This is a genomic window from Saccharopolyspora sp. NPDC002376, from assembly GCF_053593195.1.
Genome location: NZ_JBSFBZ010000101.1, coordinates 1 through 14,268 on the forward strand (window position 1 = coordinate 1; position 14,268 = coordinate 14,268).

Here is a 14,268-nt window from a genome sequence, read left to right on the forward strand (position 1 = left end):
CGGCGAAAGCGTCCGTTCGAGCGACTACGGTCGACCTACCCCTACGCCGTGTCCGCCGCGTCTCACCAGGGCGGATGAGATTATCGGCAAGTGCAGCGTTGAAGCAGCTTCTTTGTCGCACGCACGATGAGCACCCAATCATCTTGCCGCGATGTGACGAAGGCGACGAAGCGTGCTGTGACGCACGCTTGCCTGTCCTACTCTGGCCCTCGCCGAAATGCCCGTCGAAGCCGTGCTCGAGCGCGGGCCGCAGACCGAAATGGTGAGAACCTCGGGTATGACAGGGTGATCCGGCCGGGCGGGGCAGCCCGCCCAAACCACCAACACCAAGACGATCGTCGCCGACGTCGAGGTAAACATGCCCCTTCCCAGACGGTCAAGGCGGACACCTTCACTCCCAGGACGAGCAATTCGCCGAATGGTTTCCCAGTCCTGGGAGGATTAACCTCTACAATGCGGGTTCACGACGCACGTCCAGGGATATCCCGTTGCTGCGGCTGAACGCGCTTGCTGAGCGCTGGGTGAAGACGTTGCGCGCTGAACTGCTGGACCGCACGCTGATCTGGAACGAGAGACATTTCCTGTGCGTGCTGCGCGAATACGCGAATATGAGCGGCACTACAACCTGCACCGAACCCACCAGTCGCTTGCCGTGGCTGCACCCTTACGGGCCCGGCCTCAGCCCCTTGAACCCGACCAGATCGAATCCCTCGCCATACGCCGACACGACCGTCTTGGCGGAATCATGAGGACCGGTCCGCTTCTTGACCTGCACGGACGTAGTTTTCGGCACGAACAGTAGCATGGCGAACGTAGTCGTCACACCCAGGTAGGCCAGTCGTCACAGCGCAGTCGATCATCATGACGTGGCGTTCGACAGAGCGAGAGCGCACCGACTGCGGTCGATCCACCCCTACGCCATGCCCCGCCCCTCTCACCTGCGCGGACGAGGTTATCAGCAAGGGCAGGGTTGATGCCGGAGAGAAGCACGGGGGCGCTCAGATCCGGTCCGGGGCCAGGAACACGGGCGGCTTGGCCGTTCCGGTCAGCGTGTCGGCCACCACTGCGGCGATGCCGGGCGCGTACTTGAAGCCGCGCCCGGAGTGCCCGGTGGCCAGCACGATGCGCTCGCTGACCCGGCCGACCAGTGGATGCCCGTCGCTGGTGTACAGATCGGTGAACGCATCGGTTCGCACCGGCTCCGGGTGCAGGCCCGGCAGCATCTGCTCGACCGCGCCCGCGACAGCTCGAACTTCGTCGAGGCTGTGCCGCCGGTCCACGGCCGCCGGGTCCGGTATCGCGTGCGCGGTGACCGCTCCGCCGATCTTGATCATGACGTCGTCGACCGTCGGGGTGCCGTAGATGTGCACCGCACCGCGGTGGCGGATGAAGATGGGGAACCGTTCGGGCCGGTAGTCGTCGATGTTCTCGGTGCCGAACCAGCTCAGCAGGACCCGACGCGACTCCACCGCCGCCGCGAGCCATTCGGGCAGGAACCGCGATGCCCACGATCCCGCGCACACCACGACTTCACCGACCCGGTACGCACTGTCCACTGTGCGCACCAGCACGCTATCGCTGTCTTCGACGATGTCGGTGACCTCGGTGTAGCGCAGCACCTCCGCGCCGTCGCGTTCGGCCACCCGCGTCGCGCTGAGCACCGCCTGCTCGCAGCGCAGGAAACCGGCCTGAGTATCGAGGACCATCACGTCGCCGTCGTCCAGCTGGTGCTGCGGAAACCGTTTCGCGGATTCGTCTTTCAACAGCACCTCGACCGGCACTCCGGTTCGCCGGGCGCTTTCGAGCAGCCCGCCGATGTAGTCCCCGGCCGGATCACCGATCGCCAGTCCGCCGCACTGCGCGAGGATGTGCGCGCCGGACTCGGCTTCCAGCTCGCGCCACAGCCGCAGCGAGTCCCGCAGCAGCGGCACGTACTGACCGCCTTCTGCGTAGGCCATCCGGAACAGCCGCGTCTCTCCCCCGACCGCGCCGCGGTCGTGACCGGGCGCGTACTGCTCGAACGCCAGCACCTCGACACCGCGTCGAGCGAGCTGCCAGGCGAGCATGCTGCCGATCGTGCCGGTTCCGATGATGCCGACCTGGGCGTGCAGTTTCGCGGTCATCGCCTCACAACACCTTCGACAGAAACGACTTGGTGCGCTCGTGGGTCGGGGCTGCGATGATCTCGCGCGGGTCCCCGCGCTCGACGATGGTGCCCTCGTCCATGAAGGCCAGCGTGTTGCCGACTTCGCGGGCGAAGCCGATCTCGTGGGTGACCAGCAGCATCGTCATGCCGTCGGTGGCCAGGTCGCGCATCGTGGCCAGCACCTCGCCGACCAGTTCCGGGTCAAGCGCGGAGGTCGGTTCGTCGAACAACATCACCTTGGGCCGCATCGCCAACGCCCGCGCGATCGCCACCCGCTGCTGCTGGCCACCGGAGAGCTGCGCCGGATACGCGTTTTCACGGGCGGCCAGTCCGACCCGCGCCAGCAGTTCCCGAGCCCGTTCACGCGCCTCGTCGCGGGGTTCCCGCTTCACCCGGCACGGCGCTTCCAGCAGGTTCTCGAGCACGGTCAGGTGCGGGAACAGGTTGAACCGCTGGAAGACCATGCCGATGTCGGCGCGCTGCCGGGCGATGTCGCGTTCCGGCAGTTCGAGCAGCCGGTTGCCGGAGCGGCGGTAGCCGATGTGGTTCCCGTCGACCTGCACTTCGCCGGCGTTGACGCGCTCCAGGTGGTTGATGCAGCGCAGCAGCGTCGACTTGCCGCACCCGCTGGGGCCGATGACGCAGCACACCTCGCCGGTGTCGACGTCCAGATCGATGCCGCGCAGCACCTCGTGGGAGCCGAAGGACTTGCGCACGTTCTGCAGCCTGATCAGCGGAGCGGTCACGGTTGAACCTCCTGCCCTGCGTCGCGGTTGGCTCGCGCGGCGGAAATCCTCGCGTCCCCGCGTCCGTAATGGCGTTCGATGTAGTACTGAGCCACGGTGAGCACCGAGGTCATTGCCAGGTACCACAGCGCGGCGACGATCAGCAGCGGGACAGTCTGGTAAGTACGGGAATAGATGACCTGCACGCTGTGCATCAGATCCATCGCACCGAGCACGCTGACCAGCGAGGTGTTCTTCAGCATCGACACCGTCTGGTTCGCCGTCGGCGGAATGATGATCTTCATGGCCTGGGGAAGGACGATCCGCCGCAGGATGTGCGCTGGACCCATCCCGAGCGCCTGCGCTGCCTCGGTCTGGCCGCTGTCCACGCCGAGCAGGCCGCCGCGCACGATCTCGGCCATGTAGGCGGCCTCGTTAAGCGTCAGACCCAGGGCTGCAGCCACGAACGGTGTGATGAAGACGTTGGCGCTGCCGGAGAACAACGTCGGCCCGAACGGGATCCCCACCTCGATCACCGGGTACAGCGCCGAGATGTTGAACCAGAAGATCAGTTGGACGAGCAACGGCGTACCGCGGAAGAACCAGACGTAGGCACCCGCCACACCGATGATCAGCTTGCTGCTCGACAGCCGCATGACTGCTAGCACGATCCCCAGCAGCAAGCCCGCGACCATGGCTATGGCCGTCAGGGCCACGGTGAGTAGAACGCCGTCCACGACGGCCTGCGCGGTGAAGTACCGTGCGACGATGTCCCACTGGTAACGCTCGTTGGTGACCAGGCTGTAGCCAAGCGCGACCACGAGCAGGGCCAGCGCGATGGAGCCGACTATCCGCCACGGGTTGCGTCGTTTGACGATCTGGAGCTCATCCGCGTCCGTAACGGCGGTCGTGTCCGGCTTCGAGATCACCCGTGCTCCTCCCCGCTCAGGGCCCCGTCGACAACGCTGGCTGGGGCACCGCGTAGCCGGACATCCCCCAGCGGTCGAGAATCCGCTGGTAAGTTGTCGACTTCATGAGTTCGCCGAGCGCCGCCTGCACAGCCGGCGTCAGGTCAGCTCCCTTCGGCAGCCCGATGCAGACCTCGCTGCGGTTGAGTTCACCGGCCAACTCGAACGTGCCCGGTGCCTGCGTCGCGGCGTAGGCCAGCACCGGCGAGTCCGCGAGCACGGCCTCGACCCGAGCGCTCTGGAGCTGCAGCAGCGCGTCGTTCTGGCTCGGCACGATCACGGGAGCGAGCGCCGGGCGCCCCTGGGCGAGGCACGATTTCTGGTTGAGTTCCGGCAGCCGCTTGGACTCCTGGATGGATCCCTGCTGGACCGCGACGCGGAACCCGCACAGGTTCTCTAGGGAGAGCTGCTGCGGGTTCCCGGACTTGATGGCCAGCGAACTGCCCCACGTCCCGTACTGGATCATGTCCAGCGTCTTCAGACGTTCCTCGGTCGGCGACATGCTCGCGATCGTGAAGTCGTACCGGTTGGCCTGCAGTCCTGGGATGATGCCGTCCAACGGGACGTTCTCAATCGCGATCTCGACGCCCAGCACGCGGCCGATCGCCCTGGCCAGGTCCGGGTTCAGACCGATGATGGTCTTGTTGTCCTCGGCGAAGAACTTCGTCGGCGCGCTCGAGACGTTCATGACGACCACGAGCTTGCCCGCCTGTCGAACCCGCTCCGGCAGCAGAGCGGCGACCGCCTCGTTCTTCGGGACGTCGGCGAAGGCCTCCAGCTGCGGCCCGGACGCCGTGCCGGTCGGCTCTTGGCCGTTCGATCCGCACGACATCACCGTCAACAACGCCAGTGCGGTGACGGCACCCCGGAGGAGCCGGCGTCTTGGACGATTCAGGAAAAGGGACATGAAGACTCCACGGTGATGTCAGAGCACAATGCCGCCTGGCGGCACGCGGCGGTGGTTCGTTCGACGACGTTTGTCGGAAGAGGCGGCGTTGGATGAGTTCCGAAGAGCGTGGGACGTATATTGAATCCAACTCGGGTCAGACCGCAAGACCTTCAGCGCAAGTCATGGCGCCCACGGGCAACAGGAAAACTTGAGCTCAGGCCCAGATATCCTTTGTGGATAGCGGGATCAGTACTCGTGCACGAGATGGATCGCCGGCTGGGGCAACCGCGACGCAATTGGCAGCACTGGAGTTGCCCCGGTTCGGTGGACAAGGTCGGATTGGGGCTATGCGGCAGCATAGTCGATGACGTTGTCCACCGAACCGGGGCAACTCCATTTTCCTCAAGGCATGGAGCGTTGGAACGCGCCTGCGCCACCGCCTTCGTCCGTTGCGCTTCTCAACATCGCCGATGTGCCGTTCGTGGCTCATTGGCTGGAAGGGCTTTCCGATGACCATTTACTCTCAGCACCCGAACCGCGGGAAGGTGCAGGTCCTGGTCACCTATCGCGGGCCTGCGGGCGTGACGTCGTCAACTGTCACCAGCGTTGATGACGCCAGGGGCGCAGCACGGATCGCTGATGCACTCAACCGGATCTCCACCTGCGCGACTGTTCCAGTGAGCGTGTACGACCGGCGGAACGGTCGGCCTGACCATTACCCAGTTGAGCATCTTGCTGCCCTGACCGACGAAAGTGCCCGCGCAAGCCTGCTCGAGGGCGCGCACAGTCTCTGGTACGAGCAGGTCAAAGTGCTTCTCCACCAAACACTGTCCGATCTTGATGAGGCCACCACCGCGGTACCGGCGCCCGTTCGCTCGGCGATCAGCGCGGAACTCGGGGCTGAGGCATGTGGACTTCGTGAAGCGCGGGCGGTGTTTTCAGAGGGGGTGGAACCACCGGAAACCGGGAACCGGCGCATCTGGGACTTCGAAGACCCGTTCGCGCCGTTCGATGGTGGCCTCGAAGGACTGAGTGGCGAGGACCGTGCGCGACTGGACCGCTTCGAACTCGACTTCACCGACGAGGAGCTCAACGAAGGGGTTGCCGACCTCCGGTGGTTGCTTGACGCTGCCCTTGCCGATAACCTCATCCGCCCTGGTGAGAAGCAGTGGGCAGCAGGTGCAGGTAGGTCGGCTGTAGTCGCTCGAGCGGACGCTTTCGCTGCGCCTCGTGCGCCACGGCATGGTGATCGACTGTGCTGTTGCGACTGGCCTACCTGGGTGTGACGAATGCGTTCGCCATGCTGCACCTGCTGCCGATGAGTGATCGGGATAAGGACATCGAGATCCTGGCCCTTCGGCATCAGATCATGGTGCTTGAGCGGCAACTCGGCAAGGAGAAGGTGAGGTTCAGCCCAGCTGATCGGGAGCTTATGGCGGCGCTACTGCACCGACTACCACGGAACCTGCTGCGCGGGCTGCGACTGCTGGTCCAACCGGACACGGTGCTCCGCTGGCACCGCGACCTGATCTCACGCCGTCACGTGGCCCGTTCCAAGCCAAAGCGCCCTGGCCGACCTCGCACCGTCCGTTCCATCCGGGCTTTGGTGCTGCGCCTGGCCAAGGAGAACCCCAGCTGGGGATACCGCCGACTTCATGGCGAATTGCTCGTCCTGGGAGTGAAAGTGGCCGCCTCGACCGTCTGGGAAATCTTGCAGGCAGCAGGGATGGACCCGGCACGCGAACGCAGCTCCAGCACCTGGGCCAACTTCCTGCGTTCCCAGGCCGACGCCTTGCTGGCGTGCGACTTCTTCGAGACCGTCACGCTAACCGGGGCGAGACTGTATGTGCTCGCCGTCATCGAGCACGCCACCCGGCGGATCCGGATCCTGGGCGCCACCGCACACCCGACCGCCTCTTGGGTCACACAAGCCTCGAGGAATCTCGTCATGGACCTCGAGGAAGCCGGCTGCAGGGCACGGTTCCTGATCCGGGGCCGCGACGGCAAATTCCCCGCTCTGTTCGATACCGTCCTGTCGGATACCGGGATCGAGGTCGTGCTCAGCGGCGTCCAGATGCCGAGGATGAACTCAATCATGGAAAGGTGGGTCCAGACCTGCCGTCGCGAGCTGCTGGACCGCACCTTGATCTGGAACCAGCGGCACCTACTCCATGCCCTGCGCGAGTTCGAACAGTTCTACAACTCCCACCGGCCTCACCAGGGCATCGCGAACGCCCGCCCGCTACGTCCCTTGCCCATGCCAGTCACCGATCCGGAACAGCTCGAGGCCATCAACATACGTCGACACGATCGACTGGGTGGCATCCTCCACGAATACCACCGCGCAGCATGACCAGCACAGATGCGGTTTTCGGCAAGTGCACGGCTGCCGACTTCCATCACGAAGAATACGTAGATCCGTTTGAGTGTGACCGCGCAGTCCACGTGGAAGAAGTCGCATGCCAGCATGGTCGAGGCTTGCCTGCGCAGGAACTGCCGCCAGGTCGTATCCGTGCGCCGGAGTGGCGCCGGTGGGATGCGTAGTCGTTTGAGAACGCGGCGGATCGTCGAGGCACCCACTCGATAACCGAGCTTGAGCAGTTCACCTTGGATTCTCTTGTATCCCCAAATGGGGTTCTCCTTGGCCATGCGCTCGAATCAGCACGGCGATAGCGTCATCGACAGGCGGGCGCCCGGTGCGGTTCGGGTACGTCCACTTCCTGGTCACCAAGCGACGATGCCAGCGCAGGACCGTGCCCGGGGTGATCAATCGGTGGGCCTGCAGCACCTTCGGCAGCAACCGGATCAGCGCGGAGAAGACCGCCCGGTCGGCCCAGTTCATCCGGGGTTTCGGGTTGGTTCTGCGCAGTACGGCCACCTCGTGACGTAGCACTAGGATTTCAACGTCCTTGGACGCCGACGAACGGCCGAGCAACCACAGCCAGCCTACAATCCGCACCAAGATCAGATACAGCAGGCGTAGTGACATGGCCCGCGATCATGCCCTGTTGCCGAGCGTGCCGTAACCGCAGTTCGGAGGACACGGGCCAGCTTTTGGAACCCCGCAGGCGCTGCGGCGCCGCAGCCAGCGCACTCGCCTGAACTGGGAACGCATGGACCGCCTCGCCACTCGGTGGCTACCCCAAGCCCGGATCATGCATCCCTGGCCGAGCGCGCGATTCAACGTCCGCACCCGAGGCAGGAGCCCAGTGCGTTAGCAGCGCACGCTGGGATCTGCGCGGGGGGCCGCTGGCAACAGCGGTCCCTACCGCAACCGCTCCGTTCCGTGGGAGCCCCGGGGTGAAACTCCCCCGGGCCACCCGACCAACTACCGCCAGAGGTAGGTCTGCGACACATGCTTGTGTGATCGTGTCGCCGCTGTACAAGGTCACCCGACGTCTACTCTCCATTCCCACAGTGCTACACCGGGACACCACGAAGGACGCCGAACTGCTCGTCCTACAGCACGAGAATGCGGTGCTCCGACACCAGCTCCAAGCACCCGTGCGGTACGAACCCGCAGACCGACTGTAGCTCGCCGCCCTGTCCTCGCTGATCCCCCACCGCCGCTGGGGCCAGGTCTTCCCAGCCACACTGAGCACACTGATGGCCCGGCACCGCAAGCTCGTGACCCAACGGGGACTACTCCGATCGGCGCCGACCTGGACGACCGCCCACAAGGACGGCCATCAAGAAACTCGTGCTACGCCTCGCCACGAAAACAGCCGATGGGGACACCGCCGGATCCAGGGCGAACTGGCCCGGCTCGGACACCCGATCGCCGCCACCACCGCCTGGGAAATCCTGCACACAGCCGCAATCGATCCGACGCCGCGCCGCAGCAGCCCAACCTGACGCGAGTTCCTGTCCGCACAAGCCAGCGGTCTGATCGCCTACGACTTCCCGAGCATCGACACCATCGGCCTACAACGCCTACACGCCCAGGCCTTCCCAGGACATCGAACACGGCGCCTGCACATCACCGGCACCACCACACACCCAACGCCTGGCCTACTCAGCAAGCACGCAACGTCACCACCGACCTCGGCGCGCGTATGGACTCACTGCGCTTCCTCATCCGGGACCGCGACAGCAAATACACGGACGCCTTCGACGCGGTGTTTCAAGCCGAGGAAAGCGGCACTACAACAAGCACCGCCCCACCGGGGCCGCAACCAGCTACCACCCGAAGCCCAGGAGCAGCCGCCCCCGGTACAGGATTCGCCCACCCGCCACGTCCTACGCACCCGAGTCCTCGGCGGCGTCACCAACGAGTACCGATACACCGCTTGAACAACAACGACGAATAATCGAGCCGCGTGCTGCACCACCTACTACTGCCGAAGATCTTGATTGCAACGGCTCCGTGTACTTGTACCAACAGCTGCGGGAAGTACTAACGAACGGCGTTCCACCTCGACGAGAACCCGCCAGGAACCGTCGAGGCTGGCACCGGGAGATGGCCCCGGCGCCAGCCTCTTTGCTGCATTCGCAACTACGATCGCTTACCTGGCAAGCTGATCCAGGACCGCGAACGGGTTCTCCGTTCCCCCGTTCGGGGCCACGACGACCTTGCGGGTCAGCGTGTGGCTACCACCCGCCGGGATCTCAACCCGGAACTTGCTCATGATCCAGTTCCGGAAACCGTAGCCGGTGAATTCGCCGCTCTGCGGGGTGTAAATCAGCCCGTAGGTCTGCTGGGAACCGTCGGTGCCAGTCTGACCGATCCAGCTCCCGGTGGGCTGGTAGCTGGCGGCCGTTCCGGTGTCGATGACCGGGTGCCCGGCAACTCCGCTTCGTTGGCCGGCACCGTCGTAGTCCATGGCGTCGCCGACCCAGACGGGCATGGCCGAGCCGGAGGTGTTGGTGAACACCGACTCGGCGGTGATCCACTCGTCCTGCGGGGTCGCCGTGTAGGTGGTCACCACCTTGAGTCCCGGGTGCTCGGCGGAAGTACCGGTCACGCGCACCACCGCCCGCTCGCCGGTGTTCTCCACGATCTCCACAGACTCGGACCGGATTTGCCGCTGCTGCCAGGCGTTGTCGCCCAGCGGCTCGTTGGTGCTGACGTACGGCAGGTTGATCCAATCCAGCTGGTCGGGCTTTCCGGTCAGCGCCATGTCCACCGGCTTGCCCACAGTGGACTGATCCAGCTGCGGGTCGTTGAAGACCTTGGAAATGGACATGGCCAGTTTCTTGTTCTCGATGACCAGATCTTGCAGGCCGCCTTCCACGAGCCCACCAGCAAGCCGCTTACCGGTGCTGGCCTCCACGTTGACCGGTGCCAGCGCCAGGTCGACGACCGGGGATTGCCCGCCCGCGACGTCGATCTGCTTCGACGCTGCGGTGAAGCCGAGTTCCGCGGCCTGGACAGTGTAGGTTCCGGCACCCTGTTCCAAGCCCAAGCGGTAGGTGCCATCTTCCGCCGTCGTCGTCGTTCCCACGACCTGGCTCGCACGCAACACCTGGACGGTCACGCCACCCGCGGGTTGACCGGTCTCCTGGTTGGTCACGGTTCCCGACACCTGCGACCACTGCTCGGCGGCCTTGCCCCCCGGGGTGTAGGCGTAGAGGTTTCCGTCCAGGGCACCGACCACGACGGTGTTACCGCTGACGGCGGGTCCGGCCGCGACCCACGTGCCGATGTCGTGCTGCCAGCGCGGCTGGCCGGTGCGCGAGTCGAGCGCGTAGAAGTTGCCGTTGTTGGAACCGACGAACAGGGTTTCCCCGCTGAGCGCTGGCGAGGTGTGGACGCCGCCGCGGTACTTCTTGCCTGGCAGCAGACGGTCCCAAATGACCTTGCCGGTTTCCGCGTCCAGTGCCGTGACCGCGCCGCTGGGGAAGCCCATGTAGATCACGTTGCCGGCGATGGTCGGGGCCGCGGGGGTGGCGCCGCCGTTGACCAGGGACGGATGGGGGCTGCGGTAAGTCCACAGGGTCTTTCCGGTTGCTCCGTCGCGGGCGATGACGCCGTTGTTGGAGCCGATGTAGACCCGCCCGTTCGCCGCGGCCGGGATGCCGTCCTGCCAACCACCCAGCGCTGCGGCTCCGGTCCAGAGGTTCTGGCCGGTTTTCAGGTCGTAGGCGATGACCTGGTCCGCTGTCTGGTTGCCCACGTACACGCGGCCGTCGGCGACGGCGGGAGTGCCGTCACTCATTGTGGCACCGTTCATCGGGGAAGCCCAGATCCGTTGCCCGGTCTGGACGTCCAAGGCGATCAACAGGCCGCGGTTGGCCTCACCATGCCTGGTCTGGTACGGGTACAGCACCTTGCCGTCGGCGACGGTGACACCGTAGTAGCCGTAGGTGCGCTGGTTGAAGCCCTCGGGCGCCGGCTCCGGCGAATGCTGCCACCGCAGTGTGCCGGTTTTCGCATCGACGGCGAAGAGCGTACCGCGCAACGTCGGGACGAACACCAAGCCGTCAGCGACTGCGATGCTGCCGTGCACCGAGGACGGGACCTGATATGTCCACAGTGGCTTTCCGGTAGCCTGGTCCACGGCGTGGACGGCGCTGTGACCATCGCCGTTTTCGTCTCGGGTACCAGCGTAGACGACACCGTTGACGATAACCGGAGAACCGGTGAGGAAGGTCCCTTCGGTCCGGTGGGACCAGGCCAGCCGCTGACCGGCATCGACGGTGTCGGTGGCGACACCAGTGTGGGCCGCGTTCCCGTGGTGCTGGGACCAGTCCGCCCCCTTGGTGGGGACGATCTGCTTGTCCCCGGTCAGCGTGTAAGTCGAGGACCTGCTCCAAGACCTGCCGGCGGCGTCGGTCGCGCGGACCTCCACCGTGTGCTGACCGAGCTTGCGAAGGTCTCCCTGCAGTTCGGAATGCCAGGTGAATTCGCCGGTGGGCCGCAGCGGGCGCCAGTTTCCGCCGTCGACCCGGAATTGCACCTGGGTCGGTGCGTCCGAGGTGTCATAGGCGTTGACCTGGATGCCGGGGAAACCCTCCAGCGGGACCGAAGTCCCGTCAGCCGGACTCGTGATGGCCAGGTCCTGCTCCGCCCCGTACATGCGGAACGGGTTGTCGAAGGACTCGTCCGTCATGTGCACGTAGCGGAAGCCACGCGGCGAGTTGTCGATGGAGTAGGAGCTGGAACTGGTCTGAACGTGCTTCGCCGTACCAGCGAAGGCGCTGTTGGGTTCCACGTCGTTGGAGTGCTCGTGGCCCACCAGGATCAGCTCGGCGCGGTACTGCTCCAGCAGCGAACCGTACTGGTCGTAGATCGCATTCGAGCCGAAAGGCACGTTCATCGGCTGGTGCGTCAGGACCACCAGGCGCTTCTTACCGACGTTCTGCGCCAGATCACGTTTCGCCCACTCCAACTGCTCTTCGAAGGGCGCGGCACCGTTGTTCTCCAGCACGAGGAAATGCCGGTCACCGTAGTCGAAGGAGTACCACTCCGGTCCCACGTGATTGCGGTAGTTGTTGATCCGGTCAGCATAACCACTGCCGGAGGCGTATTCGTGGTTGCCGACGGCCGGCCAGACCGGAACCTTGGACTTCGCTGTGGCAGCCTTGTACTGGTTGAACTGGCCGTCAGAGGCGTTGTTGGTCAGGTCGCCGCTGATCTGGATGAAGCCCAGATCCTGCTGGGTGGAGTTGATTTCCTGGATCTGGTCGGGGAGCTCGGCGTTCACGTGCGGGTCGGCGATGTTGCCGAAGGTGAATTGGCTACCGGCCGACTTGGGGTCCTTGATCAGCCCGAAGTCAGCGGTTCTGGCTTCGCCGCCGGACAGCTCACCGAGGTTGCGGTAGAAGCGCGGGGTCATGAACTCGTCCGCGCCGACCGAATAGCCGGAAGGCTGGGTGACGAAAACCGACTCCGTCTTGCGCCGCTCGGTCGCGGTTTCCAGGGTGTAGCGGCCACCCGCGTCGGTCGCCGAAATGGTCACACCGTCGGAAACGCTAACACCCGCAAGGGGTTTGTCACCGGCGTCGAATTTGTCGTTGCCGTTGACGTCTTCGAAGACTGTGCCGGAAACAACTGCGCTAGCCGGGTCGACCGTCTGCGCGACGGCGGTGGTCACCGGCGTGGCGACCACCAGGGCCGTCAGCCCGGCGGTCGCGGTGTACAGGGCAGTGCGCAGGCGTTTCACGCGGCCATGCTGATCATCACGGCCCATGCCCTCGCGGGGCTCGGGAGGTGATGCATCGTGTTTCATGCGAAGAAGAACCTTTCTACGAACCAAACGAGACCGAACGCTGCGACCACGAGGGTCGCCCCGCGGACGACGTGCACCGACCAGCGGATCCGCCGCCCGAGCAGGAGCAGGGGGAAGACGGCGAGCAGCAGAAGAGCCTGCCCTGCCTCGATTCCGATGTTGAAGCTCAGCAGTGAAAGCACCAGGTTCCAATTGAAGTCGTCCGTGACCTTCAGTGAACCGGCGAAGCCGAGGCCGTGCAGCAGACCGAACGCGAAGACCACTGGGAGCCGATGCTGAGTAGCACCCAGGAGATTGTCGATGGCGACGAATGCGATCGACAGCGCGATCAGTGGCTCCACAATGGACGCTGGCACGGTCACCCAGCCGAACAGTGCGGCGATCAGCGTGACGCTGTGCGCAGCGGTGAACATGGACACCACGGCCAGCAGTTTCCGCACGGTCGTCGCCCCGAGCATCAATGCGACGACGAAGAGCACGTGGTCCAACCCGGACAGGATGTGTTCGATTCCCATCAGCCCGAACCGCGCGCTGGAGGCCAGTGCGGAGCCTTCCCCGACGGAGAATTCCCGATGGCTGTCGTCCATCACGGTCCGGCCGGACCGTCCAGCGAGCTGGTAATCCACCAGGTTCGCATGCCCCTCGGCAACCGCGTCGGTCTTCGCGAAGACGTCGTACTTCAGCAGGTAGTTTCCGGCAGACCCGGGACAGCTGTAGACCAGGTCCAATTGGGCGTAGGGCTTGTCGTCCCGGGTTGTGATGCCCGTTCCCGTGAGGTGGGGTTCACAGGCGACTCCGTCCAGGAAGATCATGACCCGCGTTTCGAGGTACGCCTCGACATTCTCGACACCGGCGTTCAACGCCTCCCGCCGCTGGACGTCGTCGGTTGCTTCCAGTGCCTTCGGGCCGAGATTGACCGTCCTGGCGAGGATCTCGTACTCGAGGCTGAGGGCATAGGCGATGTTGTTGCCCGCACCGGTGACCGTCGAGTAACCCGCGGTGTCCTTAACGTGTGCGACGGCTGGCAGCCCTCCGGACAACAGGAATAGAAAAACCAAGCAAAAAAATCCGAAGGACCGACGCACGCAAGACACAACAGGCCTACTCAATATTGGCAAATAAGTTCTCCATTATTCAAAAGTAGATCGCGAACAGCAAGGTTAAAATTCGAGTAAACTGATCCAAAGCCTTGATTAATCTTTGAGGTGTGTCAAGGACGCTTCTATGTGTTGTCAAGTCCGTTGGGGGCGTTCAGTGCACGGAAGAGCTCGCGGGTGACGTAGCGCTTGAGCGATCGGCGGATTTCGCGGTCTGTACGGCCTTCGGCTCGTCGGCGGGCGATGTAGTCCTGTGTTCGTGGGCAGATGCG

10 protein-coding genes are annotated in these 14,268 nt (G+C 64.7%); 3 read left to right on the forward strand and 7 right to left on the reverse strand.

What is annotated here, in order from left to right; all coding sequences use genetic code 11:
- Nucleotides 1–488: 488 nt before the first annotated feature.
- Nucleotides 489–749: a hypothetical protein gene (locus ACWCO2_RS35695; protein ID WP_450132224.1), complete on the forward strand. Its 261-nt coding sequence runs from the start codon at nucleotides 489–491 to the stop codon at nucleotides 747–749.
- Nucleotides 750–998: 249 nt separating this feature from the next.
- On the opposite strand, the gene solA is transcribed toward ACWCO2_RS35695, so the two are convergent.
- Genes solA through ACWCO2_RS35715 form a run of 4 tightly spaced genes read right to left on the reverse strand, consistent with a single transcriptional unit; the run spans nucleotide 999 to nucleotide 4,746 of the window.
- Nucleotides 999–2,123, reverse strand: coding sequence for an N-methyl-L-tryptophan oxidase (solA, locus tag ACWCO2_RS35700; protein WP_450132225.1), 1,125 nt, complete (start codon nucleotides 2,121–2,123; stop codon nucleotides 999–1,001).
- A 4-nt stretch (nucleotides 2,124–2,127) separates the two neighbouring features.
- Entirely contained in the window at nucleotides 2,128–2,892 is a 765-nt protein-coding gene (locus ACWCO2_RS35705; protein WP_450132226.1) for an amino acid ABC transporter ATP-binding protein, read from the reverse strand.
- Entirely contained in the window at nucleotides 2,889–3,800 is a 912-nt protein-coding gene (locus ACWCO2_RS35710; protein ID WP_450132227.1) for an amino acid ABC transporter permease, read from the reverse strand. The genes ACWCO2_RS35705 and ACWCO2_RS35710 overlap by 4 nt, the downstream gene beginning before the upstream one ends.
- Before the next feature lie 16 nt (nucleotides 3,801–3,816).
- Nucleotides 3,817–4,746, reverse strand: coding sequence for an ABC transporter substrate-binding protein (locus ACWCO2_RS35715; RefSeq protein WP_450132228.1), 930 nt, complete (start codon nucleotides 4,744–4,746; stop codon nucleotides 3,817–3,819).
- A 491-nt stretch (nucleotides 4,747–5,237) separates the two neighbouring features.
- On the opposite strand from ACWCO2_RS35715, the gene ACWCO2_RS35720 reads away from it, so the two are divergent.
- Both ACWCO2_RS35720 and ACWCO2_RS35725 read left to right on the forward strand, forming a co-directional pair.
- Complete coding sequence (locus ACWCO2_RS35720) at nucleotides 5,238–6,014, forward strand: hypothetical protein (protein ID WP_450132229.1); 777 nt, start codon at nucleotides 5,238–5,240, stop codon at nucleotides 6,012–6,014.
- On the forward strand, nucleotides 5,984–7,081 hold the full coding sequence (locus tag ACWCO2_RS35725) for an integrase core domain-containing protein (protein WP_450132230.1): 1,098 nt from the start codon (nucleotides 5,984–5,986) through the stop codon (nucleotides 7,079–7,081). The genes ACWCO2_RS35720 and ACWCO2_RS35725 overlap by 31 nt, the downstream gene beginning before the upstream one ends.
- Nucleotides 7,082–7,330: 249 nt before the next feature.
- On the opposite strand, the gene ACWCO2_RS35730 is transcribed toward ACWCO2_RS35725, so the two are convergent.
- The 3 genes from ACWCO2_RS35730 to ACWCO2_RS35740 form a co-directional block, all read right to left on the reverse strand.
- Nucleotides 7,331–7,717, reverse strand: coding sequence for an integrase (locus ACWCO2_RS35730; protein WP_450132231.1), 387 nt, complete (start codon nucleotides 7,715–7,717; stop codon nucleotides 7,331–7,333).
- 1,516 nt (nucleotides 7,718–9,233) lie between these two features.
- Nucleotides 9,234–12,833: an outer membrane protein assembly factor BamB family protein gene (locus ACWCO2_RS35735; protein WP_450132232.1), complete on the reverse strand. Its 3,600-nt coding sequence runs from the start codon at nucleotides 12,831–12,833 to the stop codon at nucleotides 9,234–9,236.
- A 62-nt stretch (nucleotides 12,834–12,895) separates the two neighbouring features.
- Nucleotides 12,896–13,984, reverse strand: a complete 1,089-nt coding sequence (locus ACWCO2_RS35740) for a HupE/UreJ family protein (protein WP_450132233.1) — start codon at nucleotides 13,982–13,984, stop codon at nucleotides 12,896–12,898.
- Nucleotides 13,985–14,268: the final 284 nt, after the last annotated feature.

Coding starts and splice junctions, on each gene's coding strand:
- solA (WP_450132225.1), bottom strand. CDS start 2,123: ATGACCGCGAAACTGCACGCCCAGGTCGGCATCATCGGAACCGGCACG.
- ACWCO2_RS35720 (WP_450132229.1), top strand. CDS start 5,238: ATGACCATTTACTCTCAGCACCCGAACCGCGGGAAGGTGCAGGTCCTG.
- ACWCO2_RS35730 (WP_450132231.1), bottom strand. CDS start 7,717: ATGTCACTACGCCTGCTGTATCTGATCTTGGTGCGGATTGTAGGCTGG.
- ACWCO2_RS35715 (WP_450132228.1), bottom strand. CDS start 4,746: ATGTCCCTTTTCCTGAATCGTCCAAGACGCCGGCTCCTCCGGGGTGCC.